We start from the raw sequence: 26,803 nt of genomic DNA, 5'->3' as shown, positions 1-26,803 counted from the left end.
CGCACTGCCGATGCTTTGCCTTCGGCCGTATCCGCCGCCGCCATCACCGCCATCACCGCCATCGCCGCCATCGAGCGTACCCACTGTTGGTGCAGCGAAGCGGATGGCTGCGTGCGATCACACGTGGCGCTTGCACCAGGGGCGTCATGCGCTGTCTGCCTTCAGCATGTTCGTCGTGCAGGATGCGTGATGCGTACGACGCTGCTGGTTGGAATGCGTGGCGCTGCGCACCGCCGATGCCTCGCGTACGACGTATCCGCCGCTGCCAAGGAACGTGCCTTCCGGCAGTTGGCATGCAAGCGGAGCGGGTGTCTGTGCGATCACGCCGGCGCTTGCACCAGCAGCGTCATGCGCTGTCTGCCTACGCTGCGCAAGCTGTCCCGGATGATCCAGGCACGCGAGCAAGCACGCTGGGTTGCCCGCAGCGCCTGCGCCGCTCAAGCCTTGTCCACCCCGTAGTGCGCCAATCCCAGCCGCGCCAGGTCGCCAAGGCAGCGGTAATACACCTCTTCCCAGCCTTGCACGCGCTGGCGGTCGGCCTCGTTCATCGCGTCGAGGATGTCTTCGATGCTGAGCAGGTCCGGGTCTTCTTCCAGGCGTTCGAACACCGCGCCCAGGCCCTCGATGGCCTGCCGCGTCTGCGCCGCGCCCATGGCCGCCAGGCCGCGCAACGCATCGCTGCGGGTGGTGGCGTCCCAGCGGTCGAAATAGCGGGCGTAGCCGCTCTCGCTCATGTCCGCATCCAGCCGTGCCAGTGCGATGAGTTCGCGCTCGCCGGGCGACAGCGCATCCATGCGTCCGCGCTGCGCGGTGAGCCTGGCCTGGGCGCGCGCGGCGCGGCGGCGCCACAGCAACTCGGGCATGTTGAGCAGGCCGTCGGCCGTGGGCGGTGCGATCGCCGGCCAGTTCACGCCGAAGCTATCGTCGGTCAGTTGCCATTGCGCCCGCTGGGGCGGCGCGGCCCGCTGCAAGAGGCGGTGGGCCTGGATGGGCTCATCGATGCGCATGCCATTGGCCAGGGTGAACAGCAGGCGGGTGTCGTCCAGCTCCAAGCGCCGGATCCGCAGATGCGTCAGGTCCATTGAGCGAAGGCGATGTGGGGAACCCCGACCTTAGTGCGCAGTGGCGATGCTGTCGAGCCGCTGCGCCTGCACGCGCTGCCCAGTTTCCCCTGGAACACGGCAGGGCCGGTGTCTGCAAACGATCGAATCTGCATGTCTCACCGCGCACGGCGTCCGCAACGCGCAAGCGCCGAGACCTGCCCCGGGAGCGCAATCCTCAACGCGCGGGCGATGCTGCCGGCAGGGTGTCATGCGCCTGGCTGGCGACAGCTTGCCCGACAACTGCGGGCGCGCGAGCTCCAGTAGTGTGTGCCGCCGCGCCAGACACCAGTGGCGCCTCATGCCCTCACACGTCGCCGTCGCGGCTCCAGCCTTCGCCGCTGCCGCGCTGGAACACCCGATCGCTGTCCAGCACATCGCCGGCAGGCAGCTGCGCCTGCTGCGCAAGCGCGGCATAGATGGGCGTGAAGTCCGGGCTGGTGGCGTCCATCAATTGCGCGAAGCTGTCGATGACGAAATAGGTTTTCTGGTAGGTGTCGATGCGGTAGCGCGTGCGCATGATGCGCTGCAGGTCGAACCCGATGCGGTTGGGCGCGTCCGATTCCAGCGAATACAGCGATTCGCCCTTGGACGACACGATGCCTGCGCCATAGATGCGCAACCCCTGCGCGGTGTTGATCAGGCCGAACTCCACCGTGTACCAGTACAAGCGCGTCAGGTTCTGCAGCGCATCCGCACCGATGCCGTGCGCCTTGACCCCACCGCGGCCGTAGGCCTGCATGAAGTCGGCAAACACCGGGTTCATCAGCAGCGGCACATGCCCGAACAGGTCGTGGAACAGGTCCGGTTCGGCGATGTAGTCGATCTGGTCCGGGCGGCGGATCCACCAGGTCACCGGGAAACGCTGGTTGGCCAGGTGATCGAAGAAGTCCAGCTCCGGCAGCAGACCTTCCACGCCCACCAGGGTCCAGCCGGTGGCCGCCTGCAGCACCGCGTTGAGTGCGTCGAAGCGGGGGATCTGCGTGTCGTCCATGCCCATGGCGTCCTGCGCCTGCAGGAATTCATCGCAGGCGCGGCCGACCAGCAACTCGCGCTGGCGCCGGTACAAGGTGCCCCAGGTGGCGTGGTCGTCGGCGCTGTAGCCGTCCCACGGCTGGCTGACTACCGCCGTGGTGTAGACCGGCACATAGCCCTTGTCAGTGAGCTGGTTTTCGACGCGGCGCGGGGCGGTATTCATGTGGGCAGGAGGTCCGTGGCGGCAGGAGGTCACCTTAGCCGGATCGCTGCGCAACAGGATTGCGAATCTTGCGCAACAAGCCAACTAGCGCGCAAGATTCGTGCGTCTTAGTCTGCTGCTGCGCAACATATGGATCAACCCATCGCCCTGGACCGCACCGATCTGCGGTTGCTCGCCCTGTTGCAGACGCAGGGGCGCAGCAGCAACGCCGAACTCGCCGTGCAGGTGAATCTTTCCGCCTCGGCCTGCCTGCGCCGCACCCAGCGGCTGGAGGCGGCCGGCATCATCGCCGGCTATGGCGCGCGGCTGGACGCGCGTGCGCTGGGGCTGGGGCTGCAGGCCTTCGTGCGGGTACAGCTGGAACAGCACGGCCAGGCCGACATCGAGTTGTTCGCCGATGGCGTGCGTGGCTGGGATGAAGTAGTGGCGTGCTGGGCACTGACCGGCGACATGGACTACCTGTTGCAGGTGCAGGTACGCGACCTGGAGCACTTCTCGCGCTTCCTGCTCGACCGCCTGCTCAACGCCACCGGCGTGTCCGACGTCAATTCCAGCTTCGTGCTGCGCACGGTCAAGGCGCCTGAAGGCCTGCCGCTGTCGCATCTGGCGTGAGGGCAGCCGTCAGCAGGGCGCTTCCAAGTGTGGAAATGGCGGCCAGCCGACACGGGCGAGCCACGCATGCCTTGCCTCGCAAACGATAACGATTTACATTTGCGTAACGTCTGGCCGCTCCGGCCACGTCCTTCTCGTCGATCCGCCAGCCTTGCCAGGCCAGCCAGTCCATCGCCTGAGCACGACGCCGACCCGACCCCTTGTGTCGCCCACGCCTGGCGTGCGCGCCCGTTCGACGAGAAACCGATGCCTGCAATCACCCCTGCACCGACCCCGCTGTCTGTCGCACTGCTGTGCGCCCTGACCCTGGCGCCCGCCGTCCACGCCGCCGACCTGGCCGACGCCACCACCCTGGACCAGGTCAACGTCAACGGGACGGTGAGCCGCGCGCAGCCGGCCACCACCACGCGGCTGCCGCTGACCCTGCAGGAAACCCCGCAGTCGGTGAGCGTGATCGGCCTGCAGCGCCTGGAAGAACAATCGCTGTTCAGCATCGACGATGTGATGCGCAACGTCACTGGCGTCAACGTCTCGTTCTACGACACCCAGCGCCCGCTGTATTTCGCGCGCGGGTTCCAGATCACCGACTTCCAGGTCGACGGCCTGCCCACCTACAGCGGCGCCACCAACCAGGAATACGACACGGTCTTCTATGACCGCATCGAAGTGATCCGCGGCGCCAATGGCCTGCTGACCGGTGCGGGCATTCCCTCGGCCACGGTGAACCTGCTGCGCAAGCGCCCCGGCAAGGAGTTCGATGCCTCGTTCGCAGTGAGTGCCGGCACCTGGGATTTCCGCCGCATGCAGGCCGATGTCAATGCGCCGCTGACCAGCGACGGGCGTTTTCGTAGCCGCGTTGTGGCCGCCTGGCAGGACCGCGATTACTACTACGACCGCTACCACGACAGCAAAATGTCCGGCATGGCGGTACTGGAAGGCGACCTGACCGACAGCACCACGCTCACCGTCGGCTACCAGCGCCAGGACAACACCCCGGTCGGGTCGACCTGGGGCACGGTGCCGTTCTTCGCCGCCGACGGCACATTTGCCAACCTGGCGCGTTCCACCAACATGGCGCCGGCCTGGACGCGCTGGCAGCGCGAGACCAGCACCGCGTTCGCCAACCTCGAACAACGCTTCGGCGAGGACTGGTTGCTGCGCGTCAACTACGCGCACACCAAGGGCCAGGTGCAGAACATGCGCGTCTACGGCACCGGTTATCCGGCGGCCGATGGCAGCGGCGTATTCCTGCGCACCGCGGCCGGCGAAACCGAAGATGCCCGCGACGGCGTGGACGTGTATCTATCCGGTGGCTTCTCGCTGTTCGGCCGCCAGCACGACGTGGTCATCGGCGGCAGTTGGCAGGACCTGCAGTCCACCGCCTATCCCACTGCACAGACCTATCCCGCCGACTGGGCCACCTGCGTCAGCCCCACCGGCGTGCGCGAGCGCTGCTATTTCATCCCGAACATCCGCAACTGGGATGGCGACATTTCCGAAGTCACCTACGCACGCACCGGCCGGCGCAATGAGGCGCGCACCACCCAGCGCGGCGTGTATGCCTCCACGCGCCTGCGCCTGGCCGATCCGCTGTCGTTGATCGCCGGCGCCCGCCTGAGCTCGTGGGAGACCCGCACCCAGGCCTTCAACGCGGCCGGTGCCTACACCGGCACCAGCGGCCGCTACGAAGTGAGCGATGAAGTCACCCCGTACGTGGGCCTGGTCTACGACATCGTGCCGGATGTATCGGTGTATGCCAGCTACACCGAAATCTTCAACCCGCAGAACTACCGCGACAAGGACAACAACCTGCTCGCGCCGGTGGAAGGCTCCAACCTGGAGGCCGGCATCAAGGCGCAGTTGCCCGGTGGTCGCGCGATGGCCACCGCGGCGGTGTTCGAGGCCAAGCAGGACAATTACGCAATGCGCGACATGACCCAGCCGGAAGCCTCGCTGCCGGATGGCACCTCGGCCTATCTCGGCGTGGACGGCACCAAGAGCCGCGGCTGGGAAGTGGATTTCAACGGCGAAATACGGCCCGGCTGGACCGTCAATGCCGGCTATACCCACGTCAAGGTCACCCGCGCGCCCACCGATGCAATCTACGCCAACCTGCCCGAAGACTATCTGCAGCTCTCCACCCAATGGCGCCTGCCAGGCGCGTGGGACCGGCTGAGCATCGGTGGCGGCGTGAGCTGGCAGAGCGCGGTGCGCGGCTTCAATATCGCGCGCCCCACCGGCGATGGCAGCGGCGCCACCCTCCCGGTCACCGTGGTGCAGAATCCGTACGCGCTGGTGCACTTCAATGCCAACTACCGCATCAGCGACCAATGGACCGCCACGCTGGCGGTGCGCAATGCGTTCGACAAGACCTATTGGGCAAACCTGGACTACCAGAACTACGGCGAACCGCGCTTCATCAGCATGTCGCTGCGCTGGCGGTACTGAGCACCTGCGGAGAGATCGGTGGAGCTGCACGGCCGGGGCCGCTCCTGCACGGAGCGGTTTGCGGCGGTTGCAGGTGCACGCAGAAAAAATGCATCTGCTCGTGTAGGAGCGGCCCTGGCCGCGACGCCGTACCGATCACGCAAACGAGCGCTGCGCGGCAGCCGCGCCATTGCGCAGTCCGGTCGCCAGCTCCCTTATCGGACCTGCAGCCGCGTTACGGCGCCACGCAGTCCTCGTCCTTGCCGCGCAGCTTGTCCCAGCGTGTGCGCTGTTCCAGGCAACGCTGGTAGGCCTGTTGTTTTGCGGCGGCCGCCTGTTCGGCCGCATTGCGCACCGCGCTGCTGCGTGCGGCCTGCAACTGCGCGATCTTGGCGCGGATCTGCGGCATCGCCGCCATCGCTGCGCGCTCGCCTTCCAGGATCGCGGTGCCGCGCTGGTTGAAATCGGCCGAGCCGATATCGCTGACCTTGGGGCGAATCACCACGTCGGCGCGCTTGAGTTCGGCTTCGCCCAGGCGCTGGCCCATGATCGAGATCGATTGATTCACCGTTCCCAGCAGATCGCCCGGGTTCTTGCCGCTGGCCTTGCTGGAAATGTCCACCGCCACCACGAACTCGGCGCCAAGCTGGCGTGCCGCATCCACCGGCACCGGGCTGACCACGCCGCCGTCGACGAAGTGATAGTTGCCGATGGTTACCGGCTCGAACACGCCGGGAATACTGCTGGACGCGCGTACTGCCTGGCCGGCATTGCCGCGCACGAACACGATCCGTTCGCCGTCTTCCAGGCGCGTGGACACGGCCGCGAACGGCTTGCGCAACTTCTCGATCGGCTTGCCGCCGAGTTGCGCATTGACGTAGTCCTGCAGCTTCTGCCCCTGCACCAGGCCGCCGGACAACAGCCGCACGTCGCGGATGCTGGTCTGGTCGAGCGCAACGGCCTTTTCCTGCATCTGGAACGCATCCATGCCGCTGGCATACAGCGCGCCGACCACGCTGCCGGCGCTGGTGCCCGACACCACCACCGGTGCAAACCCGTTGGCCTCCAGCATCTTGATTACGCCGATATGCGCAAAGCCCTTGGCCGCGCCGCCACCGAGCGCGATGCCGATCTTCACCGGCTTGGGTGCAGCGGCCGAAGGCGCTTGCACCACCGGCGCAGGTGTTGCCGGGCGCGGCTGTCCACCGCAGGCCGAGAGCAGACCGAGCATGGATAACAGGGCAAGCGAGCGGGGGCGGCGGAGCGCGGTCATGGCGAAAACGTCGATGGGAAAGGCGAGGGAGAATACACGCGTACTATCACTGCTGCTGCGGTGGTCTGCGTGGGTTGAAGTGATGCAGAACGGAACAGGCTGAAGGCATTGCAAGGCGACCGTCATCGCGCGGACAACCTGGTCCGCCTCCCTTCTCCCCCCTCGGGACATTGTCCGCTTCATGGGGGAGAAGGGGGCGCGCAGCGCCGGATGAGGGTACGGGCGAAGCCACGTGTATCTCATTCCGAGCGAGGCTTCGCCCCGTACGCTCACCCCAACCCCTCGCTCCGCGCCCCGGCCCACGCCTTGCAGCGTGGGCGCTCAGAGGCAGGCGCGCCAATGGCGCGCTGGCCCCGCCTTTTCGCCCCCTTGGGGAGAGAGGCTTTGACAGGACGACACCGGGGTCTTGCACAACCGCTCGGCCCGCACCACGCGTGCTTGGACCAACGTGCAACTGCAAAATCACCGGCGCACCCAGCTGCCGCGTCACCCAGTCAGAGCCGGTTGTCGCCATCCAGCAACCGCCCCAGACCGCCCAGCATCGAGCCTTCGCCGCGTTGCTGGCCGCCGCCCTGCGGCGCGGCCTGCAGCATGCGGCCGGCCATGCGCGAGAACGGCAGCGACTGCAGCCAGACCTTGCCGGGGCCGGTGAGGGTGGCCAGGAACACGCCTTCGCCACCGAAGAACATGCTCTTCAGGCCGGCCACGCGGCGCACGTCCATGTCCACGCCAGCGTGATAGGCAACCACGCAGCCGGTATCGACATCGATGCGTTCGCCCGGGCCCAGCTCGCGCTCCATCACGGTGCCGCCGGCGTGCACGAATACCCAGCCGTCGCCCTCGAGCTTCTGCATGATGAAGCCCTCGCCACCGAACAGGCCGGTGAGGATCTTCTTCTGGAAGGCGATGCCCAGCGACACCCCGCGGGCGCCGGCCAGGAAGCTGTCTTTCTGGCAGATCAGCCGACCACCGTGTTCGGACAGGCGCAGCGCCAGCACCGTGCCCGGGTAGGGTGCGGCAAATGCCACCTTGGCCTTGCCGCTGCCGGCATGGGTGAACACGGTGGTGAACAGGCTTTCGCCGGTGACCACGCGCTTGCCGGCCGAGAGCAGTTTGCCCATCAAGCCGCCGCCGCCGCTCTGGCCGGCATGCGAGCCGTCGCCGAACACGGTGTCCATCTGCACGGCCGAATCCTTGTACATCAGGGCGCCGGCCTCGGCGATCGCGCTTTCGCCGGGATCCAGCTCCACTTCGACGAACTGCATGTCATTGCCGACGATGCGGTAATCGATCTCGTCGGCATTGCCGGCCGCGCCGGTCAGCGGCGGCGGGGCGCTGCCGCCGCTCTGCAGCTCGGCCAGTTGCCGGGCCGGGGTCCAGCCATCGAGTCCGTCGCGCCAGGCCAGGGCATCAGGTTGGCGCTGGGCGTGCGCGCGCGCATTGGCATCGTCGAGCGGACCGATGCGGTCGGCCTGTCCGGGAACATGGAAATACCACTGGGCCATCGGGACGACTCCTGTCTGTGTGTGTGCGGAGTCTAGCCTTAGAGCGGCTACCAAAACGTGGCGAGCGGTCGTCAGGTGAGTGCGGACGCGGGGAGCTGGAGTGTACGAGTGGTCTATGCCGCACCGGGCACCGGCCGCACCCGCCTGGCGGTGAGCACAGTAGGTTTGGTAGCTGCTCTTAGCTGCGTCCCGTGTCCAGGGTCATGCGCTCCCGCAGCGGTCAGGCGGCTTACCCATATCGCCTTCGCCACTGAACCCGACGCATCTGCGGAGCCGGCGCTCGGGAACTGGACAATGCCCGCCTGCGGTTCACGCTGGCCAACGGCCTGCGCATCGACGAGGCCATCGCCATCGCGGCCGCAACGGGCGGCACACGGTGCAGCGCATCCAGGCGCGTGCGGCTGGCTGCGGCCGGCTTATGGACCTGACGCATCTGCGGATCTGGCGCTCGGGAACTGGACGACGCCCGCCTGCGGTTGACGCTGGCCAACGGCCTGCGCATCGACGAGGCCATCGCCATCGCGGCCGCAACGGGCGGCACACGGTGCAGCGCGTCCAGGCGCGTGCGGCCGGTTTACGCGCCGACCGTGGCCCAGTAACGCTCGCCATCGCGCTGGACCCGCACCGGGCCATCGAAGACCGCCGACAGGCTGGCATCGGTCAGCACCGCGTCGCGGCTGCCATCGGCCACCACCTTGCCGGCGCGCAGCAGGATCACCCGCGCAATCTCCGGCACGATCTCTTCGATGTGATGGGTCACCAGCACTAGCGTGATGCCTTGCTGGGCAAGGTGGCGCATGGTGTCGAGCAGGTGCTGGCGCGCGACCAGATCCAGGCCGGTGGAGGGCTCGTCCAGCAACAGCGCCTGCGGGCGGTTGACCAACGCGCGGGCGATCAGCACGCGGCGTGTTTCGCCGGCCGACAACTCGGCGAACGGGCGGTCCAGCAGCGGCAAGGCGCGCGCCAAGGTCAGCGCTTCGCGCGCTCGGGCACGCATGTCGTCGCTGATCTCGCGGTGCGGCGGCACCACGTAGCTGGCAAAGAAGCCGGACAGCACCGCGCTTTCCACATCCAGCCCCGGCATGTCGGCCAGGTTGACGCTCAGATCGCCGGTGACGATGCCCAGCTGCGAGCGCAACCGGTCCACCTGCCAGCGCGTCTGCCCCAGTACCTTCACTGACGCCTGGCCATCGCCGCGCGCCAGCGGATACAGCTCGCGGGTGATGAGCTTGATGAAGGACGACTTGCCGCAGCCATTGGGTCCGAGGATGGCGGTGTGCTGCCCCAGCGCGATGCGCAAGGACAGGCTGTGCAGCACGCGAACCTGGCCGCGCATCACACTCGCCTGGTCGAGTTCGATCAACGCGGTGGCGTTTGTATCGGCAGCAGCAGGAGAAGAAACAGCAACAGTCATACGCAACGTCGGGTCGTGGGGGGAAACGTGTGAACCGCTTTAGGAATGTAGGGCGCACCCTACGCAAGCGAAGGGTGAAGTTTGCCGCGATCGCCCCCATCATGTCTGCACCAACCAACGAGATGCCGCCGCTGTGGACTTGCCGATGCTGCCCGACCCGATCATCGACTTCCTGACGTCCGGCGTGGCTGGCCTGGGTGTCTGGGGCATGCTTGCCGTGCTGCTGGTGTTCACCCAGCTCACCATCTTTGCAGTGACCTTGTACCTGCATCGCAGCCAGGCGCACCGCGGTGTGGATTTCCACCCGGTGCTGGCGCACTTCTTCCGGTTCTGGACCTGGCTCACCACCTCGATGATCACCCGCGAATGGGTGGCGATCCATCGCAAGCACCACGCCAAGGTCGAAACCGACGAAGATCCGCACAGCCCGCAGACCAAGGGCATCAGCCAGGTGTTCTGGCGCGGCGTGGAGTTGTATCGGCAGGCACGTGCCGAGCGTGCCGACATCGAGCAATACGGCAAGGGCGCGCCGTCGGACTGGATCGAACGGCATCTGTATACGCCGCATGCCAATGCCGGCCCGATCGCGCTGGGCGTGATCAACACGGTGCTGTTCGGGTTGCCCGGCATCGCGCTGTGGGCGATCCAGATGGCGTGGATTCCGTTCTGGGCCGCCGGCGTGGTCAACGGGCTGGGCCACTGGTGGGGCTATCGCAATTTCGAATCGGCCGACACCTCTACCAACCTCACGCCGTGGGCGCTGTGGATCGGTGGCGAAGAACTGCATAACAACCACCATGCCTTCCCCAGTTCGGCACGTTTCTCGATGCGGCGTTGGGAGCTGGATATCGGCTGGATCGCCATTGTCGGCCTGCAGGCGATGGGTCTTGCCAAGGTGTTGCGGGTGGCGCCGTCGCTGGATATTCGCCCCAACATCGCCGTGCCCGATGCGGACACGCTCAAGGCCTTGCTGTCGCATCGCTTCCAGGCCATGACCGACTACCAGCGCAACGTGCTCAAGCCGGCACTACGCGAAGAAGCCGCTGCCACAGGCGCCAAGTTGCGCGAATTGTTGCCGCGCCGCCTGCGCAAGGGCCTGGTCGACGATGGCCGCTGGCTGAAGCCGGATGCACGCGCGCAGTTGCAGGCCTGGGTGGCGCAACGCCCGCGCATGCGCACGTTGGTGGAGTATCGCGCGCGTCTGACTGCGGTGCTGGAAGCGCGCAGTCATGACGCCTCCGAGCGGCTCAAGCAATTGCAGCAGTGGTGCCATGAAGCCGAAGCCAGCGGCAATGCCGCGCTGCAGGCCTATGCGGCGCGGCTCAAGGGGTATGCGCTGAGTGGTGCGTAAGCGCAGCGGCGCGTTGGCGGCCAAGTGGGTCAGTGCGCCGAGCCGATCGAGCGGACGCCTTCTGCTGGTGCTCTGCGTGGCATGCGCCGCAGGCGGTGCGCATGCCCAGGTGCAGGACAGCCAGGAGTATCTCAAGCGCATGGACACCGATGGCGATGGCCGGGTCAGCCGCGACGAGTATCTGGCCTGGATGAGCTACGCCTTCGATCAGCGCGATACCGATCACGACGGCGTGCTGCAAGGCGAGGAGTTGCCCGGCCGGCGCGGCAAGCCGATCACCCGCGCCGCGCATCGCGCCACCTTGATCGAACGCTTCGCGCGCCAGGATGCCAACGGCGACGGCTACCTGAGCGCAAGCGAATTGCTGGCGCCGCCGCGTTGATGCGCGCCTTCGCGCTCGGCTGACGTCGCCTTCGGCAAGCTCGAGCGCATGTTCACACTCGATCAGGTCAGCCGGCGCTACGGCCAGTCCCTCGCGCTCGACAACGTCAGCCTGGCGTTCGCCAGCGGCGTCACCACCGCGGTGATCGGGCCCAGCGGCGCCGGCAAGTCCACCGTGTTGCGCCTGCTGGTGGGGCTGGAATGGCCTAACAGCGGCACGGTCGCCTTCGACGGTACGCCACTGCAACGCGAGCAGCTGCAGGCGCAGCGTCAGCGCATCGGCTATGTGATCCAGGAGGGCGGTCTGTTTCCGCATCTGGATGCGCGCAGCAATGTGGTGTTGCTGGCGCAGACGCTGGGCTGGACGCGCGAACGCATCGATGCGCGCCTGGAGACGTTGTGCGCGCTGTGCCAGCTGCCGCCGGAGTTGCTGGCGCGCTACCCGGCCGAGCTGTCGGGTGGGCAGCGCCAGCGCGTTGGCCTGATCCGCGCGTTGATGCTCGACCCGCCGGCGCTGTTGCTGGACGAACCGCTGGGCGCGCTGGATCCCATCGTGCGCTACGACCTGCAGTCACAGATGCGCGCGCTGTTTGCCCAGCTCGGCAAGACCGTGGTGCTGGTCACCCACGATGTCGCCGAGGCGGCGTATCTGGCCGACACCCTGGTGCTGATGCGCGCCGGCCGCGTGGTGCAGCAGGGCAGTGCGCGCGCGCTGCTTGAGCACCCGGCCGACCCGTTCGTGCAGCGGTTTCTCACTGCCCAGCGCAGCATCGGCGACGCCGCATGAGCGCGCGTGTGGTGGCGGCGGTGCTGCTGTTGCTGTGCAGCCTGGGCGCACACGCTGCGCAGGTCACCGTGGGCTCGAAGAACTTCACCGAAGCAGTGATCCTGGGCGAAATCGCCACTGCCGCCGGCAAGCGGGACGGAGTGGATGTGCAGCATCGCGCCCAGCTCGGCGGCACGCGCATCCTGTGGCGCGCGCTGGAAACCGGTCAGATCGATGCCTACGCCGAATACACCGGCACCCTGGCGCAGGAACTGCTGCAGCTGCCCAAGGCCAGTCACGCCGAGCTGCGCGCCGCACTGGACGCGCGCGGGCTGGCGATGACGCAGTCGCTCGGCTTTCAGAACACCTATGCGTTCGGCATGCGGCGCGAGCGCGCGCAGGCGTTGGGCATCACCACGTTGTCCGAACTGGCGCGCCACCCGGGTTTGAAGATCGGGCTGAGCAACGAATTCATGCAGCGCGCTGACGGCTGGCCGGGCGTGCGCGCCGCCTATGCCCTGCCGCAGGCCGCCACTGGCCTGGATCACGATTTGGCCTATCGCGCGCTGCGCAGCGGCGCCATCGAGGTCACCGATCTGTACAGCACCGATGCGGAGATTCCGTATTACACACTGCAGGTGCTGCGCGACGACCGCCATTACTTCCCCGAGTACCAGGCCGTGTTCCTGTACCGCAAGGATCTGGCACAGCGTGCGCCGAAGATGCTGCAGACCTTGCAAGGCCTGCAGGGACGCATCGACGAAGCGGCCATGCAGCAACTCAATGCGCAGGTGAAGCTGGAGCGCAAGAGCGAATCTGCAGTGGCCGCGCAATGGCTGGGCGTGAAGCCTGTCTCGGACACCGCCTCGCGCATCGGCCGCTTATGGCGTTACACCGGCGAGCATCTGGCACTGGTCGGCAGCTCGTTGGGATTGGCATTGCTGATCGCCCTGCCATTGGGCGTGCTGGCGGCACGACGGCCACGGCTGGGCCAGGTGGTGCTGGCGCTGACCGGCGTCCTGCAGACCTTGCCGTCACTGGCGGTGTTCGTCTTCATGATTCCGCTGTTCGGCATCGGTGCCAAGCCGGCGATTGCGGCGCTGTTTCTGTATAGCCTGCTGCCGATCGTGCGCAACACGCATGCCGGGCTGACCTCGATCCCACGCGAGTTGCGCCAGACCGCCGAGGCGATCGGCCTGCCGGCATGGACGCGGTTGTGGCGCATCGAACTGCCACTGGCACGCCGCACGATCGTGGCCGGCATCCAGACCGCCGCCGTGATCAACGTGGGCACCGCGACACTGGGCGCACTGATCGGTGCAGGCGGTTACGGCCAGCCCATCCTCACCGGTATCCGCCTGGACGATATCGGCCTGATCCTGGAAGGGGCGGTGCCTGCCGCGCTACTCGCATTGTTGGTACAGGCGGTATTCGAAGGCCTGGAGCGCTGGGTGACGCCGCGCGGTTTGCGACTCGGCCAGCGGCGCTGAGACGCAGCCTGCGGGCGTGGGCTCGCCATCATCGAGCGTTGTCGCAGCTGCATCCGCCCGGCCATCGCCAACACCGATCACCTCCTTTTTCCGCGAAAGTCAGTCACTTCTTTCTCCCGTCAACACCCATCACGTCTTTTTCCACCAGCGTCAGTCACTTCTTCCTCCCGCCAGCACCGATCACGTCTTTTTCCACCAGCGTCAGTTACTTCCTCCTCCCGCCAGCACCGATCACGTCTTTTTCCACTAGCGTCAGTCACCTCCTTCTCCCGCCTGCGGGAGAAGGTGCCCGAAGGGCGGATGAGGGGCCCTGGCGCAGCCCCTGTCCCCCTCGCTCAGCGCGAAGCCTTCGGGTAATGCCCGGTTGCGGCCAGGTCCGCTCCAACGCGCTGGGGCGGAGTGGTGACGGGGCGCGTCCCTCAGCCTCAGCGTTCAACCGGAAGCGCTGCGATCACGCGGTCCAGCGCGTGTTCGGTGACATTCAAATGCGGCGCCATCCTCAAGCGCCCGTGCCGTCGCGTGCAGATCACTCCGAGCGCGCCAAGCGTTGTTGCCACCGCATCCAGCGCTGCGGCGGGCGGCTGCAGCGCGGTGAGATGCGGTGCATGTCCAGGCGTGCACCAGTCGCCCAGGCCACGTGCGTGCAATGCGGCGTCCCACCGCGAGGTCAGGCTGCCCAGCGCCTGTGCGATGCGCACCGGCTGCCATGCGCTGACCTGCTGCAGCGCGGCCGTCGCCATGGCAATGCGCAATGGGTCGGCCACCCCACCGGCATCGAACCGACGCGCACCGTTTCGATAGTGCGGTGCGTGCGCAACCGGAAATTCCCAGCTGCTGCCGGCATCGCGGCCGATCCAGTGTTCTTCGATCGGCACACCCTGTGCGCGCCAGTGCGGCGCCGCCCACAGCCAGGCTAGCCCCATCGGCCCCAGCAGCCACTTGTGGCCAACGCTGACCACGAACTCCGGCTTCCAGCGCGGCAAATCGGTGGGCAACACGCCCAGGCTCTGGCTCAGGTCCAGCACCAGCGCCACTCCGCGTGCCTGCAGCGCGGCGCTGATGCGGTCCAGATCCAGTTGCCGCCCATCCAGCCAGTACGCCTGCGGCAGGCTGGCGATACGCAGCGCCGGGGTCTGGGCGATCGCCTGCAACACGGCATCGGTCAACACCGTGCCGGGACTGGTGGGAACTGCCAACACCTGTCCACCCACCTCCGCACAGCGGCGCTGCCAGATCAGCAGGTTGGACGGAAATTGCCCCTCCAGGACCAGCACGGCATCGCCGCGTTGCAGCGGCAGGTTGCGCGCGGCGGTGGCCAGGCCGTGTGCGGCCGATGGCAGCAAGGCCAACGCATCGGCGTCGTGGTCGAACAGGCCAGCCGCAAGTGCGCGCAGGTGTTCGATCTGTTGCAGCCACGCATCGAAAGACAGTTGCCAGGGCGCGGCCAGCGCATCCACGGCCTGGTGCGCCACCTGATGCACCGCACGCAACAGTGGTCCGCGCGAAGCGGCGTCCAGATAAACGACTTCGCCGGGCAGCGCAAATGCCTGCTGGCGTTGTGCCCAACCCAGCGGGGCGGGGAGCGGGCTGGACAACAAGAACGATGACATGTTCACAGCTTACCGCTACCTGCCATCGCGCCGACACGGCGCGTTCACGGGCGCTGCCCAAGCATACGGCGATGTCTGCACTCTCACCCTTGCTGGCCGACCACCAGCACCAGCAGCCCAGCCTGTTGGAACGCTACGCGCAGACTCGCGCGCTCAGCGATCGCCTCGCCGCACCCCTGAGCGCCGAAGACGCCATGGTGCAGAGCATGCCCGATGCCAGCCCCAGCAAATGGCATCTGGCGCATACCACCTGGTTCTTCGAACGGTTCGTGCTGCAGACCGATCCGGCCTACCGCGTGTTCGATCCGGCCTGGGACTTCCTGTTCAACAGCTACTACCAGAGCGTCGGCCCGATGCATGCACGCGCGCGTCGCGGCGTGTTGTCGCGACCGTCGCTGCAGCAGGTGCACGACTACCGCGCGGCGGTGGATACGCACATGCAGCAACGTCTGCGCGAGGGCACGCTGGATGCGCAGGCTTGCACCATCGTGCAACTGGGCATCCAGCACGAGCAGCAACATCAGGAGTTGCTGCTGACCGATATCAAGCACGCACTGTGGAGCAACCCGTTGCAGCCGGCGTATCGCCAGGCGCCTGCAACGCCGCTGGCCGTTGCCAGTGCGGTGCGCTGGCATGCGCGCGACGAGCAGATTGCACAGATCGGCGCGCCCGCCTGGCCGCACAGCGAGCGCTTCGCCTATGACAACGAATCGCCACGTCACCGGGTACTGGTCGGTGCGCATGCGCTGGCCAGCCGTGTGGTCAGCAATGCCGAATTCCAGCAGTTCATCGACGACGGCGGCTACCGCAATGCCGGCGCCTGGCTCAGCGACGGCTGGTCGATGGTGCAGGCGCAGGGCTGGCAGCATCCGCTGTACTGGGATGCGCAAGGGCGCGAGTTCACCCTGGACGGATGGCGCGCGCGCGATCCGCATGCGCCGGTCTGCCATCTGAGCCTGTTCGAGGCCGACGCCTTCGCGCGCTGGGCCGGCGCGCGCCTGCCGACCGAAGCCGAGTGGGAACTGGCCGCTACCGGCGTGCCGGTGCAGGGCAACTTTGTCGACAGCGATGCCTTGCAACCGCGCGGCGCGCAGGCGGTGGATACCGGCGTACAGCAGTTATTCGGCGATGTCTGGGAGTGGACCGGCAGCGCCTATCTGCCGTATCCGGGCTTCGCGCCGTGGCCAGGGTCGCTGGGCGAATACAACGGCAAATTCATGAACGCGCAATGGGTGCTCCGCGGCGGCAGCTGTGCCACGCCGGCCAGCCACATGCGCGCCAGTTACCGCAACTTTTTCCCCTCCGACGCGCGCTGGCAGTTTGCCGGTGTGCGCCTTGCCAAGGATCTGCCGTGAACGCTGCCGCCCATGCCATGCAACGCGCCCATGCCGCGCTGACCGACCTGCGTCCACAGCCGGACGACATCACCGCCGACGCGCTGGCCGGGCTGTCGCAGACGCCCAAGACACTGCCATCCAAGTATTTCTACGACGCGCGCGGTTCGCAGTTGTTCGAGGCCATCACCCGGCAGCCGGAGTATTACCTCACCGGCACCGAACTAGGCTTGCTGGAAGCCAGCATGGCTTCGATTGCCCAGGCCATCGGTGCCGGCGTGCACGTGGTGGAGTACGGCAGCGGCAGTGGCCGCAAGACCGAGCTGCTGCTGCAGGGCCTGCGTGATGTGGTGGCGTATACGCCGCTGGAAATCTCGCGCACCGCGCTGCTGGAAAGCACCGCACGGCTGGCCCAGCAGTTTCCGCAGATCCAGATGCTGCCGGTCTGCACCGACTTCACTAAGCCGCTGCGGCTACCCGATGCGCAGCGCCCGGCGCGTCGCCATCTGGTGTTCTTCCCCGGCTCGACGCTGGGCAATTTCACCGACACCGCAGCCATCGCGCTGATGGATGCGATGCGCCAGACCATGGGCAGCGACGGCTGCGCGTTGATCGGCATCGATCTGGACAAGGACACCAGGTTGATCGAGGCGGCCTACAACGATGCTGCCGGCGTCACCGCCGAGTTCACCTTGAACCTGCTGGCGCGGCTCAACCGCGAGATCGGCAGCGACTTCGATCTCGACGGCTTCCGTCACCATGCGGTGTATGCGCGCGAACGCGGCCGCATCGAGACCTTCCTGATCAGCCAGCGCGACCAGTGCGTGCAGGTGGGTGGCCAGGACATTGCCTTCGCCGAAGGCGAAGCGATGCAGGTCGAATACAGCTACAAGTACACCGACGCGCGCTTCGCCGAACTGGCCGCTGCGGCCGGGCTCAAGGTCACCCATGGCTGGAACGATGCCAAGGACTGGTTCGGGCTGCGTCTGCTGCGTCCGCTGTAAGCGCGGGTGGTCAGCGCGCAGCGGCCGGCCGATGCGCAGATATTCGCGGTCATGCGGCAGCTGCTTGCACAGCGGCTGCCGCAGCATTCCATCTGTCCTTCGGAGGTTGCGCGCGCGCTGAGTGATGACGCGGCGGTGTGGCGGGCCTTGATGCCGCAGGTGCGCGCGGTTGCCGCCGATGCCGCAGGCAAGGGCCTGGTGCGCATCACCCAACAGGGCCGAACCGTGGACGGTGCCACCGCACGCGGACCGATTCGCCTGATGCGTGGGCCGCGTTTCGACTGATGCCCGTCAATTGGCTACGCCATCGGCCATGTATGGCGGTATCGAACTGATCAAGCCGACGGCAACAACTTGCGCAGACGGCTGCATGCGCCTGCGATTTCTCCCACCAAGGCATTCAGGACCGGGTGCGCAAGGCCTTCCCGCGAAAGCTCGGTAAGCAGTTCCTGCGCTCGGTCGGGCAGGTCGCTGGCGGCCCCATGCATCCATGCAAGGCACGCCGAACCTGAGCAGCGCCCGGGCCCAGCATCAACTCCAGCCCCAGCCCCAGCCCCAGCAGCGCGCGTAGGATCAGCTGCAGCTCAGCGCGCGGCTTGCCTTTTTTCGATATCGACGACCCATTGCCGGCTCACGCCGATTTCGTGGGCCAGACGAGCCTGATCCCAGCCCAAGCGCTTACGCTTGGCGCGGACGATGTTGTCGATATCGGGGGGTGCGGACGGTATCCATGGCGGAAATGCAAGCGATCGGCAACATGGTGCAATGTCGTCGATCGATTACATTAACGCGACGATTGGTGCCCTACATGGCCGCCCCATTCGGATGTCATCGATCGATTACACGGAGTTGATGTCGTCGTTCGGCGACATCAAATCGCCTGCACCACATGCAACGCCTTCGGATTGCGCCATTGCGCCAGCAACGCTGCTTCGCGCGCCTTGGCTTCCTGCAGGTGCGCATGCTTGATGTGGCCATAGCCGCGGATATGTTCGGGAATACTGGCGATCTGCGCGGCCAGGCCCACGTTGTCGGCATCCAGGCGTTCCAGCAGCAGCTCCACGGTCGCACTGTAGTCGGCAATCAGTTGGCGTTCGCCGCGCCGCTCGGCGGTGTAGCCGAACACGTCGAGCTTGCCGCCACGCAGGAACTTCAACCGCGCCAGTAGCTTGAAGGCGGTGAACATCCACGGCCCGTACTCGCGCTTGATGAGGTTGCCCTGCGCATCCTTCTTCGCCAGCAACGGTGGTGCCAGATGCAAGCGCACCGTGTAGTCGCCCTCGAACTGCTGCTGCAGCCGGCGCTGGAAATCGCCGCGTGTGTACAGCCGCGCCACTTCGTACTCGTCCTTGTAGGCCATCAGCTTGAAGGCGTAACGGGCAACCGCTTCGGTCAGTGCGCTGCTGCCGGGCACACGCAGCGTCTCGTGGCTGCGCACGCGTTCGACCAGTGCGCGATAGCGCTGCGCGTAGGCCGCATCCTGGTAATCGGTCAGGAACGCGATGCGACGCGCGATGGCCTCGTCCAGCGAGGACGCCAGTTGTTCGTCATCGAGCGGGGCGGCCGGTGCATCGACTTGCCCATGCAGCGTGCCGCCATCGGTTTGCGTCAACGCGCGCGGCGCACTCTGGCCGCTGAGGTCGTGGTCTTCCCAACTGCCTGGCGCGCGTGCAGCCGGCGTGTCGCCTTGCAGGTGGGCAGGTGCAGGTGCGCCGGCCAGGCCCGCAGCGTGCTGCACGGCCGGCAGATCCACTGCCGCCAGGCGGCCCCAGGCAAAGGCCTGCTGGTTCATCGCCACCGCCGCGCCATTGAGTTCGATCGCCCGCATCAGCGCTGCATGCGACAACGGTACCAACCCATGCTGCCAGGCGTAGCCCAGCACGAACAGATTGCTGGCGATGGCATCGCCCAGCAGGGCAGTGGCCAGTTGCGTGGCATCCAGCAGCAACGGATCGCGCCCGCCCAGTGCGGTACGCACGCCGGCGATGATCTGCGCGGCGGGGAACTGCAGATCCGGCTGGGTGGTGAACGTGCCGGGCATCGCCTCATAGGTGTTGAGCACCACCTGGGTACGGCCATCGCGCACCTTGGACAGCGCCCAATAATCGTTGACCACCACCATGTCGCAACCCAGCACCAGATCCGCTTCGCCGGCAGCGATGCGTACCGCGTGGATGTCGTCGGGCTGGCGTGCGATGCGGATATGCGTGGTCACCGCGCCGCCCTTTTGCGCCAGGCCGGTCTGGTCCAGCACGGTGGCGCCCTTGCCTTCCAGGTGCCCGGCCATGCCCAGCAGCGCGCCGATGGTCACCACGCCGGTGCCGCCGACGCCGGTGATCAGGATGTTCCAGGGCTGCTCCAGCGCCGTGCGCTGCGGCGGCGCTGGAAGCGTCTCCAGCAATGCGCTGGCATCACGTTGCTTGCCCTTGCGCGGTGCGCCGCCATGCACGGTGACAAAGCTCGGGCAAAAGCCCGAAACGCAGGAATAATCCTTGTTGCAGTTGGACTGGTCGATCTGGCGCTTGCGCCCGAATTCGGTTTCCTTCGGCAACACCGATACGCAAAAACTCTTCTCGCCGCAATCGCCGCAGCCTTCGCACACCAGCGAATTGATCATCACCCGCTTGGGCGGGTCGATCAGCTTGCCGCGTTTGCGGCGACGGCGCTTCTCGGTGGCGCAGGTCTGGTCGAAGATCAGGATCGACACGCCCTTGACCGTGCGCAGGTGCTGCTGCACGGCATCGAGTTCACCACGATCGTGAAACGCGACCTCAGGCGGAAACAGGTCACGCCGCCGCGTCCATTTGCCGATGTCATCGCTGACCACCGCAATCTCATGGATGCCTTCGGCGCGCAACTGATGCGCAATGTCGGGCACGGTGAGCGTGCCGTCCACCGGCTGCCCGCCGGTCATCGCCACCGCATCGTTGTAGAGGATCTTGTAGGTGATGTTGACGCCTGTGGCGACCGACTGCCGGATCGCCAGCGAGCCGCTGTGGAAGTAGGTGCCATCGCCCAGGTTCTGGAACACATGCGGGGTATCGGTGAACGGCGCCTGCCCGGACCACGTGACGCCTTCGCCACCCATATGGGTGAAGGTATCGGTGGCGCGGTTCATCCAGGTCACCATGTAGTGGCAACCGATGCCGCCCAGTGCACGCGAACCTTCCGGCACCGCGGTGGAGGTGTTGTGCGGGCAGCCGGAGCAGTAATGCGGCACGCGCGGGAACTGCGCACGAGGCAGCGCCATTTCCGCTTCCTTGGCTTCCATCCAGCGCAACCGTTGCTCGATCGAATCGGTATTGATCGTGCTCGATTGCAGCAGGCGCTGGATGCGTCTGCCGATCACCGCCGCGATGGTGGCCGGGGTCAACTCGCCGGTGGAGGGCAGAATCCACGCGCCGTGCTCGTCGTACTTGCCGACGATGCTCGGTCGCGCGCCGGCGCTGGCCGGCCAGTTGTAGAACAGCTCCTTCATCTGCCGCTCGATGAAGGCCTTCTTTTCCTCCACCACCACGATGTCTTCCAGCCCACGCGCAAATGCGCTGATGCCCACCGGTTCCAGCGGCCAGGTCATGCCGACCTTATAGACGCGGATGCCGATCTGCGCGCAGGCGCGCGCATCCAGGCCCAGGTATTCCAGTGCCTGCAGCACGTCCAGGTAGCTCTTGCCGGTGGTGACGATGCCCAGCCGCGCCTGTGGGCAATCCAGCACCACCTTGTCGATACCGTTGGCGCGGGCGAACGCCTGCGCGGCGGCCACTGCATAGCGATGCAGGCGCATCTCCTGGTCCACCGGCGGGTCAGGCCAGCGGATGCTCAAGCCCCCCGGCGGCAGCGCGAAGTCCTCCGGCAGCACGATGGTGCGCGCAAACGGGTTCACCTCGACCGAGGCGGACGATTCCACTGTCTCGGCGATGGTCTTGAAGCCGATCCATCGGCCGGTGTAACGGCTCATCGCCCAGCCGAGCAGGCCCATGTCCAGGATGTCCTGCACCCCGGCCGGGTTGAGGATGGGCATCATCGCGCTGACGAATTCGTCTTCCGAGCCATGGGGCAGGGTCGAACTGCGGCAGGCGTGGTCGTCGGCGGCCAGCGCCAGCACGCCGCCGTAGGGGGAGGTGCCGGCGGCATTGCCGTGCTTGAACACGTCGCCGCTGCGGTCCACGCCCGGGCCCTTGCCGTACCACATGCCGTACACACCCTGCACCTTGGCGCCGGGGAACAGGTTGGTCTGCTGGGTGCCCCAGACCATGGTGGCGGCCAGGTCCTCGTTGAGGCCGGGGGTGAAGGTCACCCTGGCCGCGTCCAGATGCTTGCGCGCGCGCCACAGTTCCAGGTCCAGCCCGCCCAGCGGGCTGCCGCGGTAGCCGCTGACGAAACCGGCCGTGTCCAGGCCGGCGGCCTGGTCGCGTAGCCGCTGCATCAGCGGCAGCCGCACCAGCGCCTGCACGCCCGACAGGTAGATGCGGCCGTCGGCGCGCGTGTATTTGTGCTCCAGCGTGTAGTCCGCATCCACCCGGCCGAGCTCCGGCGTGTTGGCAGAGTCGGGAGAGGAAAGTGCAGCAGTACTGGTCATGGCGTGCCCGGAAAGGGTGGCTGGGACCCGGTGCGTGTCATTTGAAACTATCTGACCCGCCCGTCGGATTCCAAAACGGCGGCGCAAAGTGTAACAGTCAGCCTTCACGCGCCCGTTCGCATGCGGATGCGCAGCCGCCGTGCTGCGGGTAGGATGGGAACGGGAAGGGTCGTTTGCTGTCAGGGGAAAACACAGTGAAAAGGAAATACGCATGGGCCGCACTGGCCCTGCTTGGAGGCGTGTGGTCGTTGGCGCAGGCGCAAAACCTGCCCAAGCCCAAGGAGTTCTATTTCGACGAAGACCGTGCCACGACCAAACCGGTGGTGGCCGTGCAAGGGCAGGGCGATGCTGTTGTCGACAGGTTGGCCGCGATGGTGCAGCGTGACGCACGCGCCGCCGAGCCCCGCGCACAGTTGGCCTCGCTGGCCTACGCCGGCGGACGCACGCAGCTGGGCGACGAGCTGTACCAGGGCGCGCTGGCCCTGGTCTCCAACGGCAGCCAGCAATACCGCACGATCACCTGGAGCTATGGCTGGGACCTGTTGCGCGCCGACAAGCCGGACAAGGCGCTACAGCAGTGGGCCAACCTGGCCAACGGCCGCCCGGCCACGCCGGAGTGGCTGCCGACGGCGGCCGCCCTGGCCCTGTGGCGGGCCGGACGCAAGCAGGAGGCGACCGAGTGGTATGCCGCCGCCGTTCGGACCTGGCCAGACCGCTGGAGCAGCACCGCCAACTACGCCAGCCTGCTGCCGGACTGGCGCGAGACTGAGCGCGCCAGCCTGGCCGAAGTCCATGCGGCCTGGCAGGCCAACCCGCCGGCGTTTCCGTAAGCGCCTGACCGCGCTGCAGGGATCGCCTGCAGCGCATGCCGTGCAGTGGTCTGCAGGTTTGCTGCAGGGTCCGTGCCCGCCCACCATCGCCGGACACGCTGCAAGAACGTCCTTGTCAGCCCTTACGCGGCAGCCATACCGCTTAAGGTCCCGCGCCGGTGAGCGGGCCAGGACCCGTCCAGGTGGTCGGTTGCAGGGCTTTCAATAAAGCAGCCAGCAACCTGCCTGGTGCGGTGTCCTCGCCCATTGCGGGACCGTTGGCGGCATGGATGCCGCCATCGAGCTTCCCGCGATGGGTCACGGCGTGTCCCGCGAGTGGCGAGGGCACCGCGCCTTCGACAGACTGGCTTCGGCATAGGCAAACGATGGAAGTGTCGTTGCGCACCGATGGCGACGCGTTCTTCGTGCAGGGATTCGATGGCGCGCGCGACCGCTTGTTACGGCTCGATCTGTTGCGCCGTCAAGGGGCCTGGCCATCTGGCCGGCGCGTTCCTCGCCTGAGCGCGACGCCACGCTAGATCTCCTCCACTCCTCCCCCCCAATGCCTGGACCCGGCGCTGTGCGATTCTGTGCATCGCTCTCCAACAGACACGATCAGCCATGGCGGTGGATGCATTTGCGTTGATCCTGGCGATGCTGGGGCTTGGTCTGGTATTCGCGCGGCTCAAGGTGCTGCCGGACAACAGCGCCGACGTGCTCAACCGCATCGTGTTGTACATCTGTCTGCCAGCCTCTGTGCTGACCTACGTGCCGCGCCTGCACCTGGACGCCTCGCTCGCCGGGGTGATCGCCACACCATGGCTGCTGACCGCGATCATCGTGCCGCTGCTGTGGGGCTGCAGCCGACTGCTGCGCATCGGCCGCGCCGAGTACGCCGCGCTGCTGATGTGCGTGGTGTTCACCAACTCCAGCTTCATCGGGTTTCCGATGGTGCGCGCGCTGCTGGGCGACCAGGCCCTGCCGTACGCGGTGGTGTACGACCAGTTCGGCACCTTCGTGCTGCTGTCCACCTTCGGCCTGTACGTGCTGGCGCGCTACAGCGGCGATACGCCGCCCACCGCAAAAATCATACTGACCCGTGTCCTCAAGTTCCCGCCGTTGTGGGCGCTGCTGTTCGCGCTGACGCTGATGCCCGCGCAGCCACCGGCCTGGATCGGCGCAGGTCTCAAGAGCCTGGCCGATGCGATGTTGCCGCTGGTGATGCTGGCGGTGGGCTTTTCGCTGCAATTGCGTCTGCCCGCCGACGAACTCAAGCCGCTCGCGGTGGGGCTGATCTTCAAGCTGGCGGTGATGCCGATCCTGGCGCTGCCGCTGTCCTGGGCGCTCGGCCTTCGCGGACTGGTGCTGCAGACCAACGTGCTCGAATCGGCCATGCCCACCATGATCACCGCCGCCGCGCTGGCCATCTCGCATCGGCTGGCCCCCAGGCTGGCAGCTGCCATGGTCGGCTACAGCATCCTGCTGTCGCTGCTGACCTTGCCGGCCTGGTCCTGGCTGCTGGCGCGGCTGGTGGCTTGATACGCCCTCAGCCGCATGAAATGCTGTCCCGCGGCATGGCGCGCCATTACAGGGAAGGGGAGCAGGAATGCGAGTATCACGTTGGATGGTTAGGGCGCTGCTGCTATGGGGGAATGTGGTCTGTCTCGCACATGCCGCGCCGGTACCAGGTTCGGACGTGACGGATCCGACCAAGGATCCACGGTTGAAGCAGTGGAAGCAGCACGTTGAGCAGGTCATGCAGACGCGGCTCCAGGCCTTGGCGGCCACCGGCCATCCCCGGGAACTGTATGTGTCCGGCCTGCTCTGGGCGGGAGGCGACGATGCGGCCGAGACACCGCAGGCAGGCACTCGCTATGCCCCGGCACAACGGGCCTTGTTGCAGCGTGCCCTGGATGCGCGGCCGCGCGACCTGCTGGTGGCCCGGATGGAATCCTACGGCTGCCCGCGGGAGCTACGTTGCGACCCTGAAGGCGCGCTTGCGTTTTTGGAGGAGGCCGACGCCGACAATGCCGATGTCCATCTGCAGGCCTACGCGGCTGCCCGCAGGCGCAGCGACGGCGTGGCGGCCGAACGCGCCTGGCAAGCGGTCGTGCGTGCCGACCACTTCGACAGCGGTGCCCGCGAGCTTGGGCAAGTCTTGCACGCTGTGTATGCCGATACGCAATGGCCGCTGCTGCAGCCGGAACGCTTGCGCGCCACACTGCAGGCCCAAGGCCGCCCGACGACCGGAAGCGAAATGGCGATGGTTTTTGTCATGGGGGCATGGATGGAGCGTGCAGTCCCCTCGTTAATCCATCTGACTGGCCGCTGCGCGCTGCCCGTCACCGGATCTGCGTTGCGCGATGAGTGCTTGTCTCTCTTCACCAAGCTCGCCGGCGACGAGTCGACCATGGTGACTGCGTTGCTCGGCTCCATGGGGATGGCGGCATTGAGCACTGGCAGCGAGGCCGAGCGCTGGCAGGCGCACGCGCGCGAGTTGCAATGGTTGCGACATCAATTTCAACGTCTTACGCGCACCGAAGCCGAGGCAGTATCCGACCTGGAGCTGACTCTAGTGCAGGGTGAGGTGCCTGTACTGCGCGCCTTGCTGAAGCGTCACGGTGTTTCCCTGGCCCCTCCGGCGGACTGGCAGCCAGAAGGCGCACGCCCATGAGCCGCTTGGGCAACAGGCAGCGCGGCTGAACCATGCGCCGATGCTGCACTGCGATGACAAAAGCACGCATCGCGTTTAACGCGTTTCGACTACTTCCTCACCTTGTCGCGGTGTACGCTGCGGGCCAGCTCCCGGAAGCGAGGCGTGCATGAAGACAGTCCTGGTGGCCGCCTCCAAAGGCGGCGTCGGCAAGACCACGATCGCCACCAATCTGGCCGCACATGCGGCCTTGCAGGGCCAGCGCACCGTACTGGCCGATGCCGATCCACAGGGCTCGTCCACGCGCTGGGCACAGCGCCGGGCCAGTCTGGACAGCGCGGTATTGCCGATCGATGCCACCAAACGCCGCAACTGGCAGGCCGCGGTGCCCGAAGGCACCGATACGCTGATCATCGATGCGCCGGCCGGGGCCATGGCAGATGATCTGGGTGGTTTCCTGGACCATGTCGATGCCATCGTGGTGCCGGTGCTGTCCTCGGCGCTGGATATCGAAGCGGTGGTGGGCTTTCTCAACACGCTGGCCAAGGTGCCGCGCGTGCACCAGCGCAAGTTGCCGGTGGGCCTGGTGCTCAACCGCGCCCGCCCGTGGACCCAGACCTCGCAACAGGCCGCCGACATGATCGGCAGCTGGCCGTATCCGCTGGTGACCCAATTGCGCGACACCCAGGCCTACGTGGTCATGGCCGGGCTGGGGCGCAGCTTGTTCGACTACCGCTCGGCGCAGGTGCGCGACCATCAACAGGACTGGGAGCCGCTGTTGAAGTGGCTCAAGAAGTCCTAGAACCGGAAAGTTCCCATGCGCGAATTGATCTTGTTGCGACACGCCCATGCCGAGCCGGCCGACACCGGTCAGGCCGATTTCGATCGTCCGCTGTCGCCACATGGCATCGCCGAGGCCGAGGCGGCCGGGCGCTGGCTGCGCGAACAGCGGTTGGTGCCCGACCGGGTGCTGTGCTCGCCGGCCCGGCGCGCGCGCGAAACCCTGGAGGCGGTGCTCGAGCTCACCGGCTATATCGAACAACGTCTGGACGAACGCATCTACGAAGCGACCCCGGGCACCCTGGCCAGCCTGGTGGACGAACACCGCGAGGCCGAGCGCCTGTTGCTGGTCGGCCATAACCCGGGCCTGGAGCGGCTGGCGGCGTTGATGCATAGCGGCCAGACCGGTGATTACCGCGGCATGCCAACGGCCTCGATCGCCTTGCTGGCCCTGCCGCTGGACGCCACCATCGAGCCTGGAATCGCCCGTCTGACCGCCTTCTGGTGGCCTTGATCC

Annotated in this window: 22 protein-coding genes, 1 other RNA gene and 1 pseudogene; 15 read left to right on the top strand and 9 right to left on the bottom strand. The window is 66.8% G+C overall.

The window, feature by feature from the left end; translation table 11 throughout:
- Positions 1–437: 437 nt before the first annotated feature.
- Together A7D17_RS04385 and phhA are read right to left on the bottom strand one after the other, a co-directional pair.
- Entirely contained in the window at positions 438–1,082 is a 645-nt protein-coding gene (locus A7D17_RS04385) for a DMP19 family protein (RefSeq protein WP_064507988.1), read from the bottom strand.
- Between the two features lie 325 nt (positions 1,083–1,407).
- Entirely contained in the window at positions 1,408–2,298 is an 891-nt protein-coding gene (gene phhA, locus A7D17_RS04380) for a phenylalanine 4-monooxygenase (protein ID WP_064507987.1), read from the bottom strand.
- A gap of 129 nt (positions 2,299–2,427) precedes the next feature.
- Between phhA and A7D17_RS04375 the strand changes: the two genes are divergently transcribed.
- The gene (locus tag A7D17_RS04375) at positions 2,428–2,910 is read left to right on the top strand and encodes an Lrp/AsnC family transcriptional regulator (RefSeq protein ID WP_064507986.1); all 483 of its coding nucleotides are present in this window, start codon (positions 2,428–2,430) and stop codon (positions 2,908–2,910) included.
- 246 nt (positions 2,911–3,156) lie between these two features.
- Positions 3,157–5,358 carry a TonB-dependent siderophore receptor gene (locus A7D17_RS04370; RefSeq protein ID WP_064507985.1) on the top strand — a complete coding sequence of 734 codons (2,202 nt, stop codon included), beginning with the start codon at positions 3,157–3,159 and terminating at the stop codon, positions 5,356–5,358.
- A gap of 214 nt (positions 5,359–5,572) precedes the next feature.
- On the opposite strand, the gene A7D17_RS04365 is transcribed toward A7D17_RS04370, so the two are convergent.
- The 4 genes from A7D17_RS04365 to A7D17_RS04350 all read right to left on the bottom strand — a co-directional run bounded on the left by A7D17_RS04365 (position 5,573) and on the right by A7D17_RS04350 (position 9,529).
- Positions 5,573–6,610, bottom strand: coding sequence for a patatin-like phospholipase family protein (locus A7D17_RS04365; protein WP_064507984.1), 1,038 nt, complete (start codon positions 6,608–6,610; stop codon positions 5,573–5,575).
- 494 nt (positions 6,611–7,104) lie between these two features.
- Entirely contained in the window at positions 7,105–8,115 is a 1,011-nt protein-coding gene (locus A7D17_RS04360) for a TIGR00266 family protein (RefSeq protein ID WP_064507983.1), read from the bottom strand.
- A gap of 45 nt (positions 8,116–8,160) precedes the next feature.
- Positions 8,161–8,232, bottom strand: a non-coding RNA gene (locus A7D17_RS04355) — sX9 sRNA.
- Positions 8,233–8,689: 457 nt separating this feature from the next.
- Positions 8,690–9,529 (bottom strand): ABC transporter ATP-binding protein, encoded by an 840-nt coding sequence (locus tag A7D17_RS04350; protein WP_064507982.1) that lies wholly within the window; start codon positions 9,527–9,529, stop codon positions 8,690–8,692.
- 145 nt (positions 9,530–9,674) lie between these two features.
- Here A7D17_RS04350 and A7D17_RS04345 point away from each other — a divergent pair, with 145 nt between their 5' ends.
- The 4 genes from A7D17_RS04345 to A7D17_RS04330 all read left to right on the top strand — a co-directional run bounded on the left by A7D17_RS04345 (position 9,675) and on the right by A7D17_RS04330 (position 13,517).
- Positions 9,675–10,880, top strand: a complete 1,206-nt coding sequence (locus tag A7D17_RS04345) for a DesA family fatty acid desaturase (protein WP_064507981.1) — start codon at positions 9,675–9,677, stop codon at positions 10,878–10,880.
- Positions 10,881–10,941: 61 nt separating this feature from the next.
- Positions 10,942–11,262 (top strand): EF-hand domain-containing protein, encoded by a 321-nt coding sequence (locus tag A7D17_RS04340; RefSeq protein WP_082861738.1) that lies wholly within the window; start codon positions 10,942–10,944, stop codon positions 11,260–11,262.
- Between the two features lie 48 nt (positions 11,263–11,310).
- Positions 11,311–12,048, top strand: coding sequence for an ATP-binding cassette domain-containing protein (locus A7D17_RS04335; protein ID WP_064507980.1), 738 nt, complete (start codon positions 11,311–11,313; stop codon positions 12,046–12,048).
- Positions 12,045–13,517 (top strand): ABC transporter permease/substrate-binding protein, encoded by a 1,473-nt coding sequence (locus A7D17_RS04330; protein WP_064507979.1) that lies wholly within the window; start codon positions 12,045–12,047, stop codon positions 13,515–13,517. Before A7D17_RS04335 ends, A7D17_RS04330 begins: the two co-directional genes overlap by 4 nt.
- 425 nt (positions 13,518–13,942) lie before the next feature.
- Here the strand turns inward: A7D17_RS04330 and A7D17_RS04325 are convergent, their stop codons facing one another.
- Positions 13,943–15,127 (bottom strand): aminotransferase class V-fold PLP-dependent enzyme, encoded by a 1,185-nt coding sequence (locus A7D17_RS04325; protein ID WP_064507978.1) that lies wholly within the window; start codon positions 15,125–15,127, stop codon positions 13,943–13,945.
- A 71-nt stretch (positions 15,128–15,198) separates the two neighbouring features.
- On the opposite strand from A7D17_RS04325, the gene egtB reads away from it, so the two are divergent.
- The 3 genes from egtB to A7D17_RS04310 are packed head-to-tail and all read left to right on the top strand — an operon-like array spanning position 15,199 to position 17,750.
- Positions 15,199–16,482: an ergothioneine biosynthesis protein EgtB gene (gene egtB / locus A7D17_RS04320; RefSeq protein ID WP_064507977.1), complete on the top strand. Its 1,284-nt coding sequence runs from the start codon at positions 15,199–15,201 to the stop codon at positions 16,480–16,482.
- Entirely contained in the window at positions 16,479–17,465 is a 987-nt protein-coding gene (gene egtD, locus A7D17_RS04315) for an L-histidine N(alpha)-methyltransferase (RefSeq protein WP_064507976.1), read from the top strand. Before egtB ends, egtD begins: the two co-directional genes overlap by 4 nt.
- Before the next feature lie 6 nt (positions 17,466–17,471).
- The gene (locus A7D17_RS04310) at positions 17,472–17,750 is read left to right on the top strand and encodes a DUF3253 domain-containing protein (protein ID WP_275655077.1); all 279 of its coding nucleotides are present in this window, start codon (positions 17,472–17,474) and stop codon (positions 17,748–17,750) included.
- A gap of 299 nt (positions 17,751–18,049) precedes the next feature.
- On the opposite strand, the gene A7D17_RS24780 is transcribed toward A7D17_RS04310, so the two are convergent.
- Entirely contained in the window at positions 18,050–18,139 is a 90-nt protein-coding gene (locus A7D17_RS24780) for a helix-turn-helix domain-containing protein (protein ID WP_239692137.1), read from the bottom strand.
- A 197-nt stretch (positions 18,140–18,336) separates the two neighbouring features.
- On the bottom strand, positions 18,337–22,044 hold the full coding sequence (locus A7D17_RS04305; RefSeq protein WP_064507975.1) for an indolepyruvate ferredoxin oxidoreductase family protein: 3,708 nt from the start codon (positions 22,042–22,044) through the stop codon (positions 18,337–18,339).
- Positions 22,045–22,238: 194 nt separating this feature from the next.
- Here A7D17_RS04305 and A7D17_RS04300 point away from each other — a divergent pair, with 194 nt between their 5' ends.
- The 6 genes and pseudogenes from A7D17_RS04300 (at position 22,239) to A7D17_RS04280 (ending at position 26,800) form a co-directional block, all read left to right on the top strand.
- Positions 22,239–22,874, top strand: a complete 636-nt coding sequence (locus A7D17_RS04300) for a tetratricopeptide repeat protein (protein ID WP_064507974.1) — start codon at positions 22,239–22,241, stop codon at positions 22,872–22,874.
- Positions 22,875–23,254: 380 nt separating this feature from the next.
- Positions 23,255–23,366: pseudogene (locus A7D17_RS25175) on the top strand (penicillin acylase family protein); the annotation flags it as partial.
- A gap of 108 nt (positions 23,367–23,474) precedes the next feature.
- The gene (locus tag A7D17_RS04295; RefSeq protein ID WP_064507973.1) at positions 23,475–24,392 is read left to right on the top strand and encodes an AEC family transporter; all 918 of its coding nucleotides are present in this window, start codon (positions 23,475–23,477) and stop codon (positions 24,390–24,392) included.
- A gap of 184 nt (positions 24,393–24,576) precedes the next feature.
- Complete coding sequence (locus tag A7D17_RS04290) at positions 24,577–25,527, top strand: hypothetical protein (RefSeq protein WP_239692136.1); 951 nt, start codon at positions 24,577–24,579, stop codon at positions 25,525–25,527.
- 148 nt (positions 25,528–25,675) lie between these two features.
- Positions 25,676–26,308, top strand: coding sequence for a ParA family protein (locus tag A7D17_RS04285; RefSeq protein WP_064507971.1), 633 nt, complete (start codon positions 25,676–25,678; stop codon positions 26,306–26,308).
- A gap of 15 nt (positions 26,309–26,323) precedes the next feature.
- Positions 26,324–26,800, top strand: coding sequence for a SixA phosphatase family protein (locus A7D17_RS04280; RefSeq protein WP_003488452.1), 477 nt, complete (start codon positions 26,324–26,326; stop codon positions 26,798–26,800).
- Positions 26,801–26,803: the final 3 nt, after the last annotated feature.

Origin of the sequence: Xanthomonas floridensis (assembly GCF_001642575.1) — a bacterium.
Classification (GTDB): Bacteria; Pseudomonadota; Gammaproteobacteria; order Xanthomonadales; family Xanthomonadaceae; genus Xanthomonas; species Xanthomonas floridensis.
This window is presented reverse-complemented; position numbering and strand designations above follow the sequence as displayed.

Coding starts and splice junctions, on each gene's coding strand:
- A7D17_RS04385 (WP_064507988.1), bottom strand. CDS start 1,082: ATGGACCTGACGCATCTGCGGATCCGGCGCTTGGAGCTGGACGACACC.
- phhA (WP_064507987.1), bottom strand. CDS start 2,298: ATGAATACCGCCCCGCGCCGCGTCGAAAACCAGCTCACTGACAAGGGC.
- A7D17_RS04375 (WP_064507986.1), top strand. CDS start 2,428: ATGGATCAACCCATCGCCCTGGACCGCACCGATCTGCGGTTGCTCGCC.
- A7D17_RS04370 (WP_064507985.1), top strand. CDS start 3,157: ATGCCTGCAATCACCCCTGCACCGACCCCGCTGTCTGTCGCACTGCTG.
- A7D17_RS04365 (WP_064507984.1), bottom strand. CDS start 6,610: ATGACCGCGCTCCGCCGCCCCCGCTCGCTTGCCCTGTTATCCATGCTC.
- A7D17_RS04360 (WP_064507983.1), bottom strand. CDS start 8,115: ATGGCCCAGTGGTATTTCCATGTTCCCGGACAGGCCGACCGCATCGGT.
- A7D17_RS04350 (WP_064507982.1), bottom strand. CDS start 9,529: ATGACTGTTGCTGTTTCTTCTCCTGCTGCTGCCGATACAAACGCCACC.
- A7D17_RS04345 (WP_064507981.1), top strand. CDS start 9,675: ATGCTGCCCGACCCGATCATCGACTTCCTGACGTCCGGCGTGGCTGGC.
- A7D17_RS04335 (WP_064507980.1), top strand. CDS start 11,311: ATGTTCACACTCGATCAGGTCAGCCGGCGCTACGGCCAGTCCCTCGCG.
- A7D17_RS04330 (WP_064507979.1), top strand. CDS start 12,045: ATGAGCGCGCGTGTGGTGGCGGCGGTGCTGCTGTTGCTGTGCAGCCTG.
- A7D17_RS04325 (WP_064507978.1), bottom strand. CDS start 15,127: ATGTCATCGTTCTTGTTGTCCAGCCCGCTCCCCGCCCCGCTGGGTTGG.
- egtB (WP_064507977.1), top strand. CDS start 15,199: ATGTCTGCACTCTCACCCTTGCTGGCCGACCACCAGCACCAGCAGCCC.
- A7D17_RS04305 (WP_064507975.1), bottom strand. CDS start 22,044: ATGACCAGTACTGCTGCACTTTCCTCTCCCGACTCTGCCAACACGCCG.
- A7D17_RS04295 (WP_064507973.1), top strand. CDS start 23,475: ATGGCGGTGGATGCATTTGCGTTGATCCTGGCGATGCTGGGGCTTGGT.
- A7D17_RS04285 (WP_064507971.1), top strand. CDS start 25,676: ATGAAGACAGTCCTGGTGGCCGCCTCCAAAGGCGGCGTCGGCAAGACC.
- A7D17_RS04280 (WP_003488452.1), top strand. CDS start 26,324: ATGCGCGAATTGATCTTGTTGCGACACGCCCATGCCGAGCCGGCCGAC.